The organism is Deltaproteobacteria bacterium, assembly GCA_016210045.1.
Taxonomy (GTDB): Bacteria; UBA10199; UBA10199.
Genome location: JACQUX010000005.1, coordinates 35,326 through 55,133, shown reverse-complemented (window position 1 = coordinate 55,133; position 19,808 = coordinate 35,326). Strand labels below are relative to the sequence as shown.

The 19,808-nt window shown below is 63.9% G+C and carries 10 protein-coding genes; 4 read left to right on the top strand and 6 right to left on the bottom strand.

Translation table 11 applies throughout. From position 1 onward, the window contains the following. Positions 1 to 21: 21 nt before the first annotated feature. The 3 genes from HY696_01110 to HY696_01100 form a co-directional block, all read right to left on the bottom strand. Positions 22 to 189, bottom strand: coding sequence for a hypothetical protein (locus HY696_01110; GenBank protein MBI4236999.1), 168 nt, complete (start codon positions 187 to 189; stop codon positions 22 to 24). Then, the gene (locus tag HY696_01105) at positions 189 to 449 is read right to left on the bottom strand and encodes a hypothetical protein (protein ID MBI4236998.1); all 261 of its coding nucleotides are present in this window, start codon (positions 447 to 449) and stop codon (positions 189 to 191) included. Before HY696_01105 ends, HY696_01110 begins: the two co-directional genes overlap by 1 nt. Before the next feature lie 280 nt (positions 450 to 729). Then, positions 730 to 7,578, bottom strand: coding sequence for a hypothetical protein (locus HY696_01100; protein ID MBI4236997.1), 6,849 nt, complete (start codon positions 7,576 to 7,578; stop codon positions 730 to 732). Positions 7,579 to 7,871: 293 nt separating this feature from the next. Here HY696_01100 and HY696_01095 point away from each other — a divergent pair, with 293 nt between their 5' ends. From HY696_01095 to HY696_01080, 4 genes are all read left to right on the top strand, one after another. Continuing rightward, the gene (locus HY696_01095) at positions 7,872 to 8,141 is read left to right on the top strand and encodes a type II toxin-antitoxin system Phd/YefM family antitoxin (protein ID MBI4236996.1); all 270 of its coding nucleotides are present in this window, start codon (positions 7,872 to 7,874) and stop codon (positions 8,139 to 8,141) included. Then, positions 8,138 to 8,479, top strand: a complete 342-nt coding sequence (locus HY696_01090; protein MBI4236995.1) for a type II toxin-antitoxin system RelE/ParE family toxin — start codon at positions 8,138 to 8,140, stop codon at positions 8,477 to 8,479. Before HY696_01095 ends, HY696_01090 begins: the two co-directional genes overlap by 4 nt. Positions 8,480 to 8,555: 76 nt before the next feature. Then, entirely contained in the window at positions 8,556 to 9,053 is a 498-nt protein-coding gene (locus tag HY696_01085) for a hypothetical protein (GenBank protein MBI4236994.1), read from the top strand. 15 nt (positions 9,054 to 9,068) lie between these two features. Next, positions 9,069 to 9,587: a hypothetical protein gene (locus HY696_01080; GenBank protein ID MBI4236993.1), complete on the top strand. Its 519-nt coding sequence runs from the start codon at positions 9,069 to 9,071 to the stop codon at positions 9,585 to 9,587. Between the two features lie 246 nt (positions 9,588 to 9,833). Here the strand turns inward: HY696_01080 and HY696_01075 are convergent, their stop codons facing one another. The 3 genes from HY696_01075 to HY696_01065 form a co-directional block, all read right to left on the bottom strand. Continuing rightward, positions 9,834 to 13,646: a hypothetical protein gene (locus tag HY696_01075; protein ID MBI4236992.1), complete on the bottom strand. Its 3,813-nt coding sequence runs from the start codon at positions 13,644 to 13,646 to the stop codon at positions 9,834 to 9,836. Positions 13,647 to 13,660: 14 nt separating this feature from the next. Further along, positions 13,661 to 19,021, bottom strand: coding sequence for a hypothetical protein (locus HY696_01070; GenBank protein MBI4236991.1), 5,361 nt, complete (start codon positions 19,019 to 19,021; stop codon positions 13,661 to 13,663). Between the two features lie 476 nt (positions 19,022 to 19,497). After that, a complete protein-coding gene (locus HY696_01065) occupies positions 19,498 to 19,797 on the bottom strand; it encodes a nucleotidyltransferase domain-containing protein (protein ID MBI4236990.1) in 300 nt (99 codons plus the stop codon). Between the last annotated feature and the right edge of the window lie 11 nt (positions 19,798 to 19,808).

The window sequence follows — 19,808 nt, the reverse complement described above, 5'->3', positions numbered from 1 at the left end:
TAGAGGGGCGAGGGAGTGGGGTCAAGCGGTGACTGGTGACTCGTGGCTGGTGACTGGGGATGAGGAATTAGAAATTGTCAAAACGAATTCCGATGCCTCGTTGAGAAAAATCGTGCGCAGCGCCTGCGGAAGACGGCGCGGTTCCAACAGCCGCCACAGCAGCACATGCGTGTCGAGCACGAAGGCCATTACACACCCAAATATCCCCGCAACGCCGCGTCGGTCTGTTCATCGAGCGGCTCGCGGATACGACCGGCAATCAGCGGCCGCAGCCCCCGGCCGCGTGCCGCCGGCGATTTGCGGCGCGTCGTCAACGCGCGGTACTGCGCATCACCGAGGATCACGGCGTCCCGCATTTTATACCGGACCCGTGTGGGGATCGTGCGCGTGGCCTGGTCCAACACGCGAAAGAGCCGCTGACACAACGCCGTTGCCGTGATCGTTTTCATACCTGTACAGCAACACATGTACATCGTTATGCGTCAAGTGTTGGCGAGGTGGCTTGGTGGCTGGTGGCTAGTGACCGGAGGCTGGGAATTGGAAATGGGAAATTGTGCGCAGTTGTGCTATGTCGCACTTGTCAGCAGTTCTCCTCGAACTTCGGAACCTCGGAACCCCAATCCACACGCCGCCGGACGGTGCGGGAGAATGATCATCGCAGTGGGGACAGGTACCTTCAAATCAGCGCCGAATGGGGATTTGAAGGTACCTGTCCCCACTGCGATGATTTTAATCGGGATCGCTTTTGGGCGGATCCCCTAACAGCACACGCACCAGCTCCGCCTCGGGACCGAGGTCGGAGAGGATCAATAATCCACTGAGATGGAGCGCCGTTGCGGGACGCGGGGCGGTCGTGTCGGGCGACGCGGATTCAGCGCGGGTGACTACGGCGAGCAATGCCTGGATCAGCACGTACGACGGATGCGCGGGATCGTTCGGGAACACGTCGACCGTCGCCGGCGGTTCCCACGGTTCCGGCAAGGCCTGCGCGCAGACCGCGCGATACAATCGCGCGACCAGGTCGTCACTCGGTTCGATACACGTCGCCAACACTAAATGGACCAACCGAATTCGCCACGCCTCGCGGGCGGCGGCGGCGGAAAGCACAACGCGCGAAGCGTCCGGCGACGCGCCCGTGTGCAACGTCCCAGAAAATTGGCGTATGTATGCCGCCGAGTCTGACGCTTGCGCCAATGCGGCCGCCCAGATCCGCGCCACATCAGAAACCCGAATGATGTCCGTGGCCGCGCTGTGTTGCGCCGCCAACGCCCACCATAGCCCAAGCGGCGGACTGGACGCATCAATCGCCGGATCCGTAAGCGCCGCGCGGAGCTGCACTGTCCGTTCCCCAGTAGTCATGCCCGCCGCCTGGAGCCACGGCACGAGTCCACGGGCCGCCGCGGCGCCCAACGTCTGCTCGATGCCCATCCGCGGCGGCAGCTCCGTAAATGCCAACCCTGCCAACGCGTCGTGCGCCCGCAGCGCATAGACGAATCGCGGCAGGTCGCCGCCGTAACTCGCGATATGTGGAATGGCATGGTCGTTCAGCACACGCCACGTTTCGAGCGCGTCGGGCTCCCACGTCTCATCCGGAGCCAGGCGGAAACGACGGACGGCCGGATCGGTCGGCGGAATGCCGCTGTATCCCAGCATAAAGGCGCCGACCCGGCGCGCCTCGCCCTCCGCCAATACCACGCCCGCCCGCTCCGTGAGCGCCGCCACGCCGCGCGCCCACAGCTCGCCGATCGCCGCCGCGCCGACGCCGAAGCAGCCGATCGGCGTCGTCACGATCACCGCCCCATTCGGCGGCAACTGTCGCGGCGCCTCCAGCAGCTGCAGCAGCCCGATGACCTCGATCGGAATCGCCGGCGTGTCGAAATGGATGAGGAGCGGACACGGCAAGGAGAATGTCAGGAGCGCAGCGTCGGTCGGGGCCGTGGCGCTACGTCCTCGCAGCAGTCGAAGCAGCGCCGGGGCCGGGATCCGTTCGCCATGGAGCTCCATGTATTGAAACGTCCCGGTCTGCGGATCGGTGGACAGATGGCACACGATCTCCGCCCCGGCACGGACATACACATCGCCGCGCCGCGTTCCGCCCGACCGTTCACTCCGCGCCAACGACAGGACCATGCTGACCGCATTCACCAGCTCATCCACGCTGTCATCCGCGACGAAGATCACGTCGCCGCACCGCTGCCACGCGTTGACCAACTCGCGGCTCCAATCGAACATCTCTCTTTTTATCACAATCGGGCCCGGCGCCACTGCCATCGTCCGCGTCCCCACTGGCGGCTGCGCCAACTGCCGGCGTGGCAACAGCGGCCACGGGAGTGGGTCGAGCGCATCGGCCGCGGCCACGACCGGACCGCCGTTGATGACCACCGACGCCTGCGTATAGCCGGCGGCGTGGAGGAAGTGGACGGCCGTCGTGGCCCATTGCTGAAAGGCGCCATCAGTCGGCCCCCCCAGTTCGGCAACCAGAAACTCTATCGGCGCCGCATGCAGGGCCGCACCCTCCGGTTCCGCTGCGATCAGCAGCAGATCCTTGATGATGGCAGCCATCGCCCGCGGCGGCGCGTGGACGCGGAACCCCCAACAGCGTCCGGTCGCGTCGGGGATGCGACCGAACAGCGCCGATCCATAAGTGAGCGTTACCGCCGCAGGCCCGTCGATCATTGCCAGCACGCGCAGGATATCGGACCGGGACAACTCGATGCCCCCAATCAACACCGCGTTTCCCTCGACCTGTAATTCCAGAATCTTGCGCAACACCCCGGCGACCGTCAGTGCGGCTCCGGAGCGTGACTCAATTGTCCAGATCCGCGCACCGACGCCGGGTGAGAATAATGACAGCGGCGGCAGCCGCGGGATCCGTGTCGTGACCGATTGCAGCGGCACATCCCGCACCGCCACGTCCGCCAGTTCAAACCCCGGCGGCAACGGCAGCGCCGCGAGCGCGGATTCGCTCGCGCGTTCGAACCGCGGCGGATCTTCCCCCCGCACCACCGCGCGCGCGGCGGCCAGCGCCCGGCCTTCCGGCCGTTGCAGCGACCAGTTCGGCGGCTTCGCCGCGTCGTCCGTATTCCACTGCGCCCATTCCGCGTCGGTCGTGGCCTCGATCTCCGCTGCGACCGCCGCAAACCCGCGGGCAATCAACTCCGGCGTCGGCTCCAACGTCCGCTCCACTTCAAGCGCTTGGCACGTCACACAGAGCTTGATCGCTTCGCGCTGCACCGCGCCCTCGAACGGCGGCCACTCCGCAAAGTCCGCCACGGGCAATGCAAACTGCGCCACGTAACGAGCCCGATCGCGTTGTTGCGCCAACATCACCGGCCAGACGCGCGGCAACAGCGCGGATCGGAAACGATAACTGCCGTAATGTGCCAGCTGGATCAGCAAATTCAGCGGCGGCAACGTGTCCGCTACTGTGGGCGTCGTGAGGGCCACGCCGAATTGCTGGGCCCATTGGCGGTCTATGGGCTCACGCCAGAGAGGGTGCAACGTTGGTCCGGGAAGTAACAATCGCTCCAGATCGGGAATTTCCGCCATCCAGCGAGCCGCATCGAGTTGCGCAATCGCGCCCCGACTCGCTATGAGTTTGAAATTGACGCGACTGCTCACAATCTGCCGCATCACCATTTCAAAGAGGAGCGGGAGCGGCAACAGGGCATAGCCCCGCTCCACGTACCCGCGCCGCATCCGCTCTTCCTGCTGCCGCTGCATGCTCAGTGCCCGCAAGCCACTTTCTATGTTGTGCTTCGGCGATAATGGAATATCCCCAGTACGGCCCATGATCAGTTGGAGCAAGATCGTCTTCCCCATCCACAGCTCTTCATCGCTCGAGACACACTGCAGCTGCCGCCGTACCACCGCCAAATAGGCTTCGAGGTACCGTTCCAGGACTTCCGTCGTCGCAAAAAAGTACTCAGCGCAGGAGGTCACGATCCGCAGCCCGTACAGAGAGCCCGCCACGCCCATCGCATCGAGGGAGGGAAGCAGTGGGAGCAGCGCTGCAGGCACCTCCTGATCGCGCCAATGCAGCTCGATCGGGCAGCTACGCAACCACGCGGCTTCTCGGTTTCCGCCGTCCGTCAACGCCAACAACCACGCGACGAGCCAATCATCGGGCACTGCGGCCCCGTCGATCACCACGCCACGCGGCACACCCAGCTCCGGATCGACCAACACTTGCACCGCCACGCGATCGTTAACGCGCAAATAGCGATCGCGCGTCATCCGCGTCCGCGGCACGCGGTCGGGATCGCACGCGGTCAAGAAGTCTTGCCACGCCGCCTCGTCCGCCGCAGCCATCGCATCCGCATCCGCCGGGCACGTGAACAGCGGCGCCTCCAGGCGCGCGCGCACGTCGTCCGGCAACGCGTCGGTCGCAGCAATCACATCGCCCAAATTGTCACGCACCACGACGGCCCGATATCCCGCGCGTTGCAAGCGCCACAGCGCGTCTTCCAAATAGTGCTGGATGCCGCGCGTGATCAGCGGCGCCGAGCGGAGCAGCGTGATACTGATCGGCAGTTCGCGCAAAGTGCGCGCCGGACCGCGTTCCGCCGCGCTCAACAGCTCCTCGATGTTGCGGCCGAGCATATCCAACCCACTGCTGATATCGAGACCATACCCACCCGCCGCGAGGGGGGCTCGCGACACGCCGACGTGCTGGCCCACGATCTCAATCGAACCGGAGAGCGCCGGATCGCTCAGCAAGGGAAAAATTTCTACTGCGGCCACCGCCCTGGCAAAAAAAGTGACCTGCGGCACACTCCCAGTAGTCAACGCCGCGAGCTGAGTTCGCAACGCCGCGCATTGCTCCGCAGCCGACCCCGCGAGGGTCGATTCTGTGCCTCGCCCCTGTTCGGACGCACGCAGAAACGGCGTCGCGCCGACCGGAATCGTTGTTGGCACCCGTCCGGCCTCGACGAATTCCGTCGGAGCCAAATCCTCCGGCCGCGCGATCGGGAAATTCACACCCCGCGCCGCTCGCAACGCAGTTCGGATCGTTTGTATCGCGCCCCCCCAAGGATGCTGAAGTGAACAGCAGGGAGCGGCCGGATCATTCTCGGACGCGTCAAGCCCCAAGTCCGCAATCCTGCCGACCGCGTTCCACGCTTCCTCCAGCAGCGCATCGCTTGGGCGACGCAACTCCGCCAACGCCATCGTCACGCAAAAACAACGGAGCAACGTCAACTCCGCCTCGCGGGGCAATGTCCAATCCGGACGGCCAGGACTCGCGAAACTCCGATCGAATCGGGCTGCGTCCCGCGCCGCCGCGCGGGCCATCCGCCAGACCCGTTCGAACAGCGGCAAGTGTCGCACCACCAGATCTGCGCCAGCGCCCAAGCGCACCAGACAGTGCAACGGCGGACGAGCCGACCCCCGCACCCCGGCGAACATATGACCTTCATGCGCCGCGCTCTGCGCCGCCGCGTCCGGCGGGCCGAGCAAATACGGCGCCCAGCCCTGTTCCGCCAAACCGGCAAACAGATCCGCATAGGGGAGATATTGCCCCGCCGACACGCCCGACTCGCCGCCGCCAATCCGCACCGCGAACACCCGTGCGGCACGATTCAGCGCCAGCGCATGGGACACCGCCGGATCGATCGCGACCGGCACCGCCGTCGGCCCGACGCGCGACCGCGCGTGATCCTCGCTCCACAGCGCCTCGGCCCCGAACAGGCGCAACATGGAAATCATTTCTTCCAGATCGGTCCGCGACAGCGCCAACCCTCGTGCGGCCGCGACGGTACGCAGCGCGACCGACCACTGGCTCAACGTCCCCCATTCGCCGATCTCCCACTGTTCCAGCGGCGTCACTACGGCTACCCGCGGGAGCCGCGCGGCGCCATACTCCCGCTGCATCGCGCGCACTGCCGCGATCAACGACTCAGAGAGTGTGGGCGTCGCGAAGCAGACCTCCACCGGAAAGGAACGCTCCGTCATTCGCAGCCACGCATGGAGCTGCGCGATGAGTGTGTCGACCGGCACGCCATCGCCCCGCATCCGCAGCGGCTGCCCGCCCTGTCCCGGAACGGGATCGGGCAATGCAGCGACAGCCGGCAGTTCCATCCCCGCCCATTGCGGCGGGACTGCCGTCACACGATCGCTCGCCGCCAACACGTGTCCGCTGCGGTCCCGCACCACGACCTGCGCGAATCCGCGCTCGCGCAACAAGCGCAACACGTCATCGAGCCAGTCGATGAAACGAGACGTGGGCACCGAGGCGAATTGCATCAATGTGATCGCCAATGGCGATTGTTGCAGTACCCGCGCGCGGGCCGGATCCAGCATGGCCAACCGGCACAGCGCGGCAACGATCGGCCCGACCAACACGGTCGGCAGCGTGAACTCATGTCCGAACACGCCAACGTCCGGACGCAGGTACCGAATGTAGCTGCCATTGGTGTTGGTATGCAGCGCGCACGACACCGGCAAAGCCGCGTCACACAACGCCGCAAACGCCCGGGGCACTGGGAGACCGATCGCCCGGATCGACAACGGGCATGTCGCGTCCGCGCAGATCGCCGTCAAATCTGGAATACCGTCGTGTCCCTGTAACGTCCGGATCGCGAACGGCGTCGCGGCGGAAAATTCCCCCCAACTCGGGAGTGCGAGGATGTCGGTTGTCCGATACGGGACCTCCGCCAACGCGGTTGCCCGGTCCCGCGCCATCTGCGGCATCGTCGGGATCAGATGCGGACCGCCCAGCCCGTCGATCGGCAGCGGCGTCACAAAATCCGCAGCGGTCACCCGATCAGGCCCAAGCGCCCCCCTCTCCCGTTGGGGAGAGGGTCGGGGTGAGGGGGAGAACGCATCTATTATAGCTCGCTCCGCCCCCACGACCTCCCCGTCACGCACTGCCCCCAGCGTCTCAATCCCCGCCCGAACGAGCACGTTCCGAAATCCGCGCGCCCGCAACACCTCCAACCCCGCCGCGCACTCGCTCACCAATTTCCCTCGCATATGCGCGTTCAACTCCGCCGGCGCGCAGCCGAGCCGCAACTCCACCAATTCGTCGGCGACGGCTTCCGTCCATTGCGCGCGCACTTCCGTAATTCTCTGTTTCAGATTCGTCGCGGCCTGTTTCGGTCCGGCCACCGTGAAGACAAAATGATGCGGCCACACCCCATTCCCCGGTTCGTAGCGAAGCAGTTCGTTCCCCGCATGGTCGCCGATCGTAATCGTCGCCGCCCACGGCAAACGCGTCTCGCCGTCGCCACGCACCGTCTTCAGCGCCGCTGTGTGTAGCGTCGCGAGCAATTCCGGATACGCCCGCCCCGCCCGCAACCGCAGCGCCACCAGATGCCGCCGCGCGTCCGGCTGATCGCGCGCGAAATGGGTGAGTGCATTCCCGATCCCGCCGAGCGTCGTCGGATCGCTCAGTGTCAACAGTGACCGTGCGGCCGAAGCGACGGGATCGTCGCCCCCCGGCCGATCCCCCGACGTCACGTAGCAAATCGAATCCGCCTGCCGCCACGGCGCGAACGGACTCGCCATCCCCAACGGCGCATGGTGAAACGCGGCGGCACTCTGCCCACCCGCCGCGCGCCCCCCAACGGCGCAACTCATTGAATCGGCGCCCCTTCGTCCCTCGACTTTCAGCATGGCCTGCTGCCGGCAGGCCATGCTGGGAGGGCGGGGTCTTGAGCCTCGAATGACTTTCATACCCCTCTTCTATCGGCAGGCCACGGAAAGAGTTGCCTGCATAGACCTGATTTCCTTATTTTCCCCTCGCCCCGACGGGGAGAGGGTGGCGCGCAGCGTCGGGTGAGGGGCCGAACCGGCCTCGGCAATGGACCGCAACATCTCTTTACAAAATGTCCATCAAAGTGTACATAATATGTACACTTTGAGGAGGCATCATGGACAAAACCTTAACCATCACCCAGGCCCGGCAACAATTGTTGGGTTTGGCCGACACCTTGACCAAACAACCGGCCGTCGTCACAGTCACGCGGCGCGGGACAAACGTCCTGGTGATCCTCCCCATTGAAACCTATGAACACATGCAGGAAACCATGGCCATCACCGCCGATGCCGCGCTGATGGCCTCGATCGAACGAGGCCTGGAAGACGCCCGGCGCGGACGAGTCAAGTCGCTGAAGGCGGTGCGTAAACAATTACGGTTATGACCACGATGCCGGATGTCCCTTGCCAGGTTGTCCTCACTGCCGAAGCCAGCGCGTTGATCAACAGCATGGCGCTACGAGACCGCCGTATTGCCGCCAAGCTGCTTGATCATATCGAAACGCTTGCCACTGACCCGCAACGGAAAGGCGCCCCGCTGCGTGGCGAACTGCAGGGACTGCTCAGCCACCATTGTCTCGGCAATCGTTTCCGCATCATCTATCGGGTGGATGCGGCGCGCCGCGTCGTCACGATCCTCTCGCTCGGCATCCGCAAGGCCGGCGATAAGCGCGACGTATACGAGCTCACGAAAAAAATCATCCGCCGCTTGCGTAAGCCTTAGAGAAAGGAGTGCTCTAGAGATCGCACTGTCAATACAGCCGTATTGACATTCCCATCCAACTCCCTACACTGAGGCTATGACCACGCCGTCGAAAAACACCTGGATGCAGATCCGCGTCGATCCGCAGCAGAAGACTGCGATTCGCGCGCTGGCGAAGCGGGCCGGGATGGACATGTCGGCCTGGGTCTTGTCGCAGCTTCTGCCGCCGCGCCCGCAGCAGTGGTCGCAACGCCTCCGCGCCTTGGAGACCGCGGCCGACGCGCGCTTTGCGCTCGCCGCAATCAACGATTACCTCACGGCGCTCCCCGCGAGCGCATTCGCGTCCGCATTGGCAACGGCGCAGCCGCGCGGCGTGTCGCCATATCTCGCCAACTATGTCGCCGCGATGGTCGAATGCGCCGCGCATCGCTGCGGCGTCGTGCCGCCACCGTGGGTCGCCGACATCGCGCCACTGGCGCAGCCGGTCTTCGGCACCGACCTCTTGTCGGTACGCCCGCTCTTGTTGGTGTCCGCACCGCCGCCGTTTCGGAATCGGAACATTTTTATCGACGCCACGATCGGCGATCGTGTGTAGTCTGGGAGGGAGCCAATGCTGCGTGAAACCGACATCCTGCGGCTGTTTGCATTGCTCAACGAGGAATTACAACGCCAGTCCGTCCACGGCGAAGTCTATCTGGTCGGCGGCGCCGTCATGTGTCTCGTGTATCAGGCGCGCCCCGCCACACAAGACATCGACGCACTCTTTCAACCGACGGCGCAATTGCGCAAGGCCGCCGCCAAAGTCGCGCAACGCGCCCACGTCGATCCATCTTGGCTGAACGATGCGGTCAAAGGCTATTGCAGCGCGCGTGGCACGTTCGCGCCGTATCTCGCACTGAGCCATTTGAAAATCTTTGCGGCCCGACCCGATTATTTATTGGCGATGAAATGCCTGAGTATGCGGATCGGCGAAGAGTTCCACGACCTGGACGACGTCCGCTATCTGCTGCGCCATTTGAATATCACGCGCTACGCCGACGCCGTGAAAGTCATCGCCCCATATTATCCCCTCAAGCGTTTCCCGCAGAAAACACTGTACGCACTGGAAGAACTGCTGGGAAAGGCGTGACTACTGCCAGTGCGTGTTTGCAATATTGATGAAGAAGTACGGGTCCTGCGGCGCATTCCACACTGCCGTTGTCAGTGCTCGTTCCGAGGGCCGGGCGAGCCTGAGCGAGGGAGATCTATGGTGTTGAAGCCCGACCGAGCGAGGTCTCAGTAAGCCGAGCGCCGTAACGCGAGGCGAACGGCCCGCGGAACTCCCCTCTCGCTCCTGCCGGGGCATGTGACTCAGCAATGCAATCTGGATGCTCTACTACTCCTCTTTTGCCGCCTTCGCCGACTCCGCCAGTTCTGCTAACGTGTCAAGGTGGCCTTCCAACTGCTTGACGGCGGCGTCATCCAGGCCGGTGCCGTTTTCGGCCGCGGTTAATGCATCCACCATCCGACGCCCCTCGGCCAGCTCGCTCTGTAACTCCTCTGCACTACCGTTGATCTCACGCTCGATCGCGTCCAATCGTCCACTCGCAGCAGCAAAACGTGCACTCAGCTGTGCACGCTGCGCGCGTTTGGCAGCGAGCGCTGCGGCGTCAATCCGTGGTGCCGGAGTCGCTGCTGCCGCGGGCGCGGGTGCTGGGGAGGCCACAGTCAGTGCGGATGCGGGGACTGCCGCCGGTCGCGTTGGAACAGACGGCACCGCAACCGAGGTGGGCGCTGGAGTTTCCGCCTTAACAACCGGGGGTTTAGGAGCGGGTGCCGGTTCGGGAACGGGCGCCGGCTGCGCCGCCGTCGGATTCCCAAGCTTTGCCTCCAATGCCTCACGGCACCAGCGGGCATTCCACGGCTCCAAATTCCCGCGCAGCTCCGTCCCTTGCGCTGCCCGTTCCTGTAGCGTGGCTACGAGTCGCTCGCCGACCACCCAATGGACCACATCGGTCAATCCCGCGTCGCTCCAAGTCATCTGCGCTGCAGCGGCCACTCGTTCCGCCACGGTGCGAATGGATGCCATTCGGTCCGAACGGCGCAAAAACTCAGTGGCACGCGCCACGACGCGCTCGATGAGCTGATCTGCAGCCACCTGCTCCCTCAACTTATCCACAAAACGATGTACGACGAACTGGAGATACGCCGCCGGTAACAACCGCCCTCCATATTGGGCCTCCGGCAGCTGCTGCAACCGCTGCAGGACCGCAGCAACGACTTGATCGTCCGGCACGAGCGTGTCTCGCAGCGTTCGGACGTAGCCCTGCAATATGGGGCGATTGAATTGTTGGAACTTGAAGGCCTCGGCCTCGACCTCGCCTGCGCCGGTGAACGCCCGCTCGACATTCCGATAATATCCGTGAATCCGTTGCCGCAGCCGCTCCTGCACTCGCGCGCGGAGCGTTGCATCCGCGATTTCTGCTTGAAGCATCGCGTCCACATCGCCAGCCAGCTTGACGTAATTCGCCACCACCTCGCGGCCACGCGTCAATTTCGATTCCCATCCATCCGCCGTCCGTTGCATCGCAAGGGCCGCCGCGCCGCGCACCACATCGTCGGGAACACCCTCAGTCCCCTCACGCAACGCCTCCAGCATGTTCTTGAAATATGTCGGCCCGTACACAGCGGCAATCTGTTCCTCCAAGGGATCGGTCGCGCGGAAATCGCCACGCGCCGCGACCCATGCCGCGCCCAACCAGGTGTGCGCCGTATCCTTCACATGATCCAGCCCCTTCCCTGATTCAATCCAGGCCGTCACGAGGGCCCACCAGGCCGCGTGAAAGGGCTCACGTAATGCAGTTTGCGCGATCGCCGTTTCGGTCGCTCGTTCAAGCCGCACCAGTTCGGCGAGTATGCTGGATTGTACCGATTGTAAGACCGCAGACGCGGCCTCCCCGACCCGCAGTCCACCGGCTGCCGTCTGCGTGCGCCTACGATTGGCCACCCGGCGCGCCACTGCCGAAAGAAACGCATCGGGAACGCCGAGACTCGTCACGGTGGCATCCCCTTTGACGGCGTCTATCGCCGGCTGCAGTTCCTCGGCCGTTGCCGTGGCACTCGCCGGTGCCACAGCCACCTCCGGCCCTGCGGCCGGACCGGCCGACGCTCGCGCCGCGCGCTCCGCGGCCACCTGTTCGACCATGGCCAGCACGGCGGCACGCGCCGGATAGGAATTGGCGGTGCGGGCATGTTCCACCATCAACGCCAGCACGGCCCGCAACTGCGCCATGCGCTCGGTCTCGCGAGCGGCGGCGTCGCGAATGCCCTGAACAGCCACCTCAACCGCCATGCGCGCCGCACTATTCACCACCACGGCGGCTTCAAGCTGCGCGTCGCGCTGGTCTTTGTCCTTTGAGTAAATATGGTCATCGTACAATGCGGCGAGCTGTTGCCGATCCGCATCCGTGTGGCCGCCCGGATTTTTGTCATCCGCCCCGCGCACGTTGAACAAGTGAAACGCCAGCTTAAAAACACCTGACCCAATATGACGTGGCTGTGGCGCTGGCTCGACCGCCGGTTCCGCCGCACGCCGATCGCCAGCCTGTGCCCCCGCGCCACTCGAAGCGGACACCGCCGTGATTCCCAACACCGCGCATGCCTCCGCCAGCCATCGCGCATTATTCTCACGCAGTTCGTGCGGCGCTTCCGGATTCGGCGCACGGAGTCGGGACGCATACGCGTGTTCCATCACCTGCACGACAATGTCGGCGACTTGGTCCGGCGGCAATCCTCGCTGAGACAATGCTGCGACCCAACCACCGATTCGCTTGGACAGACGGTCCTTGATTTCAACTGCGGCCGTCCTTCTCAAATCCGACTCAAAGGCCGCCTCTTCCTTACGACTGACCGACGGCCGCACCGCGACCTTTTCCACGAGCGCGGCCACGAAGCCCTGCGGCAGTGGGCGGTCAACGAACTCGCCGCCGCTCGCCGCCGCCACGCGCAGCTCGATATCGCGCACCAGGTCGCCTATCACACGCTGTATCACCATTGTCCGTGCTGCTGCGGGGTCTGTGGCACCGCCTACAGTCGCGGCCCCAACAACCGCCGCGCCCTCACTTCCCACCGTCGTGGTCTCGTTTGCGGGGACCGGTGGCTCCGGCTCCGCCGCGCCAGTGCGCAGCTCCGGAGCAACCGCACCCACCGACTCTCCAACAGGCGCCGACAAGTCCAACAGCTGCGCAATCAACACCTGAAACCCATCCAACTTCGTCGCTGCATCCGGCGCCAATACGCGAACCATACCTGTCAATTGCGTCATCACTTCCGCACCCGCCGCCAACGCGGACCGTCCGTCGCGCACCGCATCTGCGACGGCGCGATAACTTTCGCCAGCAAGCGCGAGTCGCTCCACTTCCGCCGCATGCGCCGCTGCTGCGTCGGCATACTGCGTCGCCACCGCCTGTTGCGCCGCGCGCAACCCCTCGACCTCCGCCGCCACATCCGCGATCCGTCGCTGGTTCACGGCCAGCGCCTGTGTCGCGGCCTGCCAGTCGCTATAGACGGTCCAACAGCGCTCGTACGCCGCCGCGACCTGCGCGTACTGTTGCACCAAATGCGAGACCATCATGTCGATCGCGGCCTTCACGCCCGCCTGCATCTCAGCAGAGCTATCGAGTCCCATCGCCGCGGCCGCGTGCTGTCCAGCGGCCGCCCTGACCTCCGGCGCCGTCGCCAATGTCTCGAGCGTCACCACGTGGCTTGCCAACAACCCATGCACTTCGACCGCTAACGCATCCAATGCCGGCAGCAAGGTCGCGCCCAAGTCATTTCGCTGCTCCGCACTCAACAACGCACTCGCGCTCGGCGGCTCCGCGACCGATTCCGAAGCCTCGACCGTCGCGGCCCCATTGCCTCGCACCACCCCGCCGCCGCTCCCACTCCCCGCGCCTAGCGATCCCGCATCCTTCGCCTGTCCCGCTCCACCGGCCGCCGTAAAATTCGCTGCGAGCGCTCCAAACCGCTCCACCCCACCTAGAGAAGAGTGGCCGCCCAACGGAGAAAAACGCCTGCCCCGCTCAGCGGGTGCAGAAAGGGCCGGGGGGGCAAGGTGCGGCTTTGCCGCGCCGCGCAGTCCGCCGGAGGCGGACGGAGGAAACGCCCGCCCAGTCGACAAGAACGGATGAATGAAACGTGATCGCGTCATACGAACTCCTTTTTCTACTCTTCCAACCGTCCACCCGCGAGCAACAGGTCGGCAAAATGCTCCACAATTTGATTCATTGTCTTCGCCCCAATGATCCCCAGGCTCTCACTGCAGATCTCGAGGGAACTCAAGATTTCTGCGATGACCGGCACGGAGACATCTCCACGATTCGCCGCCATCACCGCTTTGACCACGCCCCTCGCCTTCGCAATCGTTGTCACGGCCGCTTGCGCACGGTCATAGGGAAATGAGATCCCTAGCTCTCGAATCAGGAATTTATGTACGGACTTCACCTCTCGCTTCCGCGCCTCAACGTCAGCGTGGCTCGCCACTTCCGCAGCAGTCCGCATCACTACCGCATCGTACTCATGCAATCGCAGTTCAAACACCGCTAACGTCTCCGCCTGCTGCAGGGCCGTGGACGCATCCGTCAGTTGCCGGCGTTGTCTGCCAGTCAATTCATCCTCCGCCAACGCCCGCCGTTGCTGCGCAACCGCCGTCCATTCCGTGACCCGCCGATACAGCTGCCGCAACTGCGCCATCAAGGTCACTTGCTCTGCAAACGGATAGGTCTTCCATCCGAAGATGACGTCGAAGGCCCCGATCTTGTCCAAACGCTCCACAATCCCCTGCAACAAGTCCGGACGCGGCTCCGACACCGTACGCAGTGCGAGTTGGATTGCGGTCAACTCTTCAGCCACCTTGACAGGGCCGTCGCGTCGCAGCTCGGCCACGCAGTCCGCCCCTTCCGACAAATTCAGCGCCCCTTCGGCTCTGCCCGCGTCACGACTTGTCACCTGCTCCAGACGTGCCACGAGCCGACGCGACGCCGCGTCCCACGCAACAGCCGCTCGTTCGAGCGCATCCGCCGTAAACGCGGTTGGCAACGGCGGTAGTTCCACGTCCTGCAACATGTCGACCAGCGTATCGGTCGCGGCCGGCACCAGCGACAACAACGCCGCGCGCTGCGCACTCTCCCACTGACTGACCACTTCCGTCAGATACGGTGGCAACGCCTCCACCGCCACACGCCAAGTTAACAACTGCGCCATCACCGCGTTCACCTGCTCGCGCGCTATCGGCACGTCGATCGCCAAGATCGCCAGCGCCTGCTGTTCGAGCCATGTTCGTAACGCCGCATAGCTCGCCGGGACCTCGTCCACGCTATCCAACACCTGCGTCCCGACGGCATCCAGCCACGCCGTCAACGGATGCTGCACTCCATCCACTTTCGGCGCCATGAGTTGTTCCGCAGTCAGCCCGGTCGCAGCCGTCAGTTGGGCGGCCAAGGCAGCGTCGATGGAAATGGGCGGAGGTGGCGCCTCATAGGGAGGGATCTCAAGTATTTCCGTCAGATCGCCCAGCACTCTGGAGAGCAGCCCGATCTGTAACCGGAGGCGCGTACCCGCAAACTGGACTATTTGCCGCAACCCTGCCCGAAACAATCTGGTATTGGTGGACAACTGATCTCCCGTAAGCGTTCGATTCAGTGCGGCCCTCAGCGTCGGACCTAACAAGTCCGGCACCACAAAACAGGTCGTGATCGGAGTGTCGTCCGGCAATCCAAGAACCACACGAGACGCTTCGAGTTGCGCCACGGCGTCTCGTGTCAAGACGGATTCCAGCCGACCCACAAAATCTTGCCAATCCCCTGTCCACCAGACCGTCTTGAGCTCCACGACCTCGCGAGCGTCGAGCAGAAAATCCGCACTCCGCGCCTCGCCCGGAAGGCCCTCGCCGATCGAGACTACAGTCCGACCCTGACCGGCCACGAAATCGACAAACGCCTCTTCCGCGACATGACCGAGCGGACGCCCCCCACCCCGGACATAAAGAGAACGGAGCAGTCCGTAGAAATTGACCCCAGCCACTCGTGCGCCATGGCGCGCCTGAGCGGCGTGGACCCGTCGCAAGAGTCGTACGACTTGCCCCGAATCCAACTTGTGCATCGTGATATCGAGGAAAAGTCCGAGCAAGGCCATGAGTCGCTCCGGATCACCCAGCGCGGCGCCCACGGCGTCCACGATCAACGCATGCTGTTCCGGAGGCAGTACAGTATCGGTCAAGCAACGAAGCAACGGCTGCTGTGCCTTGCGCAGCACCCGCCTCCGATCAGTCCCATTCAATTCTCCCCAAGCATGGTTGTTATAGACGGTCCGTCTCTGCGCATCGATCGCCGCCCACAGGGCCTCCACCCGCGCCAACACGCCATCCAGCGCCGTTTGCCACACGCCGCGGTCGATCCCCAAATGATCCGCGAGTTGTTGCGCGATCGTCGCCGTTGTCACCCCACCGGTGTCCGGCTGAGCGACATCGGCCGTGGCTTCCGGCGCCAACGCGCTGCTGCCCGCCAGTGGCGCGGCGACACTATCGACCGCGCCCTCTTCCGACACGATCTCCGCCGCAGCAGCGCCACCGATTTCCGCAGCTGCTGCCGCAGCGTCGTTCCCAACACCCCGCACGGCTCCAACGTCCCGAACCGCCATCGCCAGCGGCGTTGCGTCTTCCGCCATCACGACCACTGTCGGTATCGGACGCTTCCGCACCGCCTTGACCGTCTTGGCGATTTGAGTGGCATTGTCGCGTAAGATCGCAATCACGTCGTCGATCGTCAGTCGTAACAGCAGCCCGTCGAGCTCCGCGTCCTCGCGTCCTTGTGCCTGCAAATGGGTCTGCACACGTTTCCGCACTGCGTCCGCACAGGCCGCCGCATTAAAGCGCCGCTCCCCCACGCGGAACACCGGATCGACGTTCGTGCCGATGCCATCTTGGAGATACGCACGAATCACATGCGTCAGCGTCGCAACGCCTGCTTCGAGCGGCACCCGTACTTGTTGGCGCAGCGCCCATTCTTTCAGCGCATCGGCCGCTCGTTGCAACGCCTCCACCGCGCCCGCATGATCTTCCCCACGCAAGTCCCGTTCCACGTAGCCATCATCCCGCAATCGCGTGAGCCGTTGGACGAGATGACCAACGTCCCGCGCTGCGACCTGATGGTCATCCAGCAAGGTCCTGCCGAGGTCCTTGATCACGTCTTCCTCGACCTCAGCGATCGGTGGAGGCTTCAAGTCCAACAGGGCAATGGCCGATTCCAACTCCCGGAGTGCCGCCAAGACTTCCGGCAACGTCATCGCGGGATCCGCTGCCTGTATGCGCTCCGTCACCCGCACGACGGCCGCAATTAAATGCTGCGGCGGGAACCTTCCCCAGACGTCCGTGCGCAACGCGGCATCGCCGAATGTGGCACTGAACAGTTGGATCGCCCCGATAAAGCGCTCGACCAACGTCTGTGGCGGCATGTCGCGCGTAATTTGAAATCGCTCTAAGATATCTCGCGCGCCGGGGAGCGTGGCGGCGAGGCTCGGCTCCGCGGTCTGCACCCACTCCGCGACGGCTGAAATCATCTCCCCGCTGCGGGCCAGGTCCGTATTAAGTTGCAACGCCTCACGAACCATCATCCCCAGGAATGGCGCGCGCACCATTTGTCGCAATGTCTCGCGGGCCGCGTCCAAGCGAGCCAACGCCGCGTCGGCCTGATGCGCGCGATCGATCAGCTGTTGCACCGTATCGAGCCCGATTTGGGCGCGCGGCGGGAAATTGGCTAAGATCCACGCATCGGCCACGCTGCCCCGGAGACCGCGCGTGCGCTGCAATCCGGCACGCAGCTGATGCAACAGCCGCGGATGATTCAACAGTAACAGTTCTAACTGCTCGAGCGCCGCACGTACTTCAGCCATCGATGCCAGCCGTTCCGCAGCGTCGGCATTATCCACAATTTCGGCATCCACCTCGACGGCTGCATCCACACCCGGCGCCGGTACTGCTTCGGATTCATCCTGCCGACCATCCCGCGCAGCCTCCCCATCGGCCGCATCGCCCGCCGCTGCGCCTAAGCACAACGCCGGATTGATCTCGCGCAGAGTTTCGTCGTACCACTCCAGCGGACTGCTAATCCCTTTTCGGAACACATCCAATCGCGCCACCAAGAATCGATCGAGCGCGGCCGCATATAACGTGTCCGGCAAGCCACAGAGCGCGGAAACCGCTTGACCAAATTTTCCTTGCAACCAATCACTAAAGCGCACCCGCACGGCAATATCGGCCATCTCAATATTCAACACGGAGTCCCTCTGTACGATATCGCCGACCACTTCCGCCAAGAACCAGAGTGGCAACGCAGGCGGTTTACCGCCAAACTTGGCCGAGTGTTCGTGCACCACGTCCGCTGCGACGTTCAACAAATCCACCAACGCACGCGCCTGCAATTCCTCCCAAAAGAAATCCTTCGCCGCGACAATCTCCGCGATCTCCCGCAACCGCGGCGTCACGACCGTTCCCGGAAAGGCCTCGCAGACCAAACGGAGCGATTCGGCAACCACATCTCGCGCAAGATCTCCCCCCTCTCCCATTGGGGAGAGGGTAGGGTGAGGGGGAGGTTCACCAAGGGGCTCCGGTCCCACTGCATCCGCCGACTCTTCTACCGGCACCACCGCCCCAATGCGCGCTAACGCCTCCGTCATCGCGACCAGTTGCTGATGCGCGGACGCGTCCATCCAGCCACTGCCTTGCGCCGCCAACGCCTGCAGTGTGCCCACCATCCCCCGCAACGCCTCGCCGTGGGTCCCAACGAATTCCGCGACCGCGCGATCCTGCACCGTCCGCGCCGTCGCCCATCCACGTTCCACATCCCAGCGCGTCTGCGCCGCTGCACGTTCCCCATCCGCTGCCGCAGCCGCGTCGCGCGTGCGCCGCGCATCGGCCTCGACCTCCGACAATCGCGTTGCCACCGCCACTTGGGCATGCGCCACAACGGCCTGTTGCGCCGCAACCGTCCGGCGGTACGCATTGCCCACCGCGATCCGCCGATACGCCTGCGCCAACTGTCCCGCCATCGTGCGCATGATCGGGAGCAGCGACGTGTCGGCCGCCGACCAGCCTTGCATCTCCATCACCCACGCCACAGCCGCCGCATCCAGCACCTGTGCTGCGGCGATCTCACCCTGCATCAAGTCCTTCACCCACGCCGGATCGTGCGCATATGCGTCGTACAGATGCGCCGCAAACGGTTCGAGCCACAGCATGATCGGATCATCACCGGCATCGGCGGCGGAAAGTCCGCGCGTCCCGGATGGACTCACGCCCGGCGCTTCATTCGGCACCAACGCGGCAGGGCGACTCCTGCGGGCCGCAGCATCATCGCCGCTCGTCGCAGCAGTGAACGCTAAGGGAAGGCCGTGGTTGGGGGCTAGTGACTGGGGACTGGGGAAACCGAGTGGGGGATACGAAAGCGGCGATGCGCTGCCAAACCGCGGCAGACCGGAAAACGATGCCCCACCGGGCGGCACACCGCCAAACGCCCCCCCGGCTATCTGCATCTGAGTGGGGACAGGTACCTTCAAATAGCTGCCATTTGGGCATTTGAAGGTACCTGTCCCCACGGAAGCGAATCCAGCTCCCTTGCGGAAAGGGATCAAAAAGTTGCTCGGATAGCCCGCACGCCCCCGACCCACCGGTGGTTTACCCATAACCCGACACCTTAATAAAGCATCCCATGCCCCAACCGCGGGCACACCAACCCTTACCTCTTTATCGGCTGCGACCGCAGGATGTTGCTAAGAAAAGTAAGAGCAGCGCTACGCACGGATTGGCCATGTCTAACCCGTTGAAAACATTGGCCTGAATTTTACGCTCTGCGACTATTAAAATGCGGCCGTTGATTTCCTTACATTTTTTGCCAATTTTTCCCCCATCCTCCAAGCCCGCTTGCATTGCCGAGCCCGTCTAAGTGCCCCACAAAGGCCTTCAATGCCCATGCCTGGCGCAAGTTTTGTCGCATAATAAAATAAAGTCCTCAGGGAACCACGTGCACGTAACACGACACTCCGAACGCATCGATGTGGGCGCGTAGTGCGGCGTTACTGATGCTCGCGTAATCGATGACATCGAAATAATACGGGAGTGGAAGTTCTTGATTCAGCAGCGTGCTGATACGCGTGACACAGGCCAGCGGACCGGTTCCGTAGAGCGCCAAATCGACATCCGACCCGGTCTTGAAATTCCCCATGGCCCGGGAGCCGAAAATTCTGGCCTCGCGAATTTCCGGAAATCGCGCCAACGTCGCGCGCACGGATGCGAGCTCATGCGGTTTCAGTCCCCACGGAT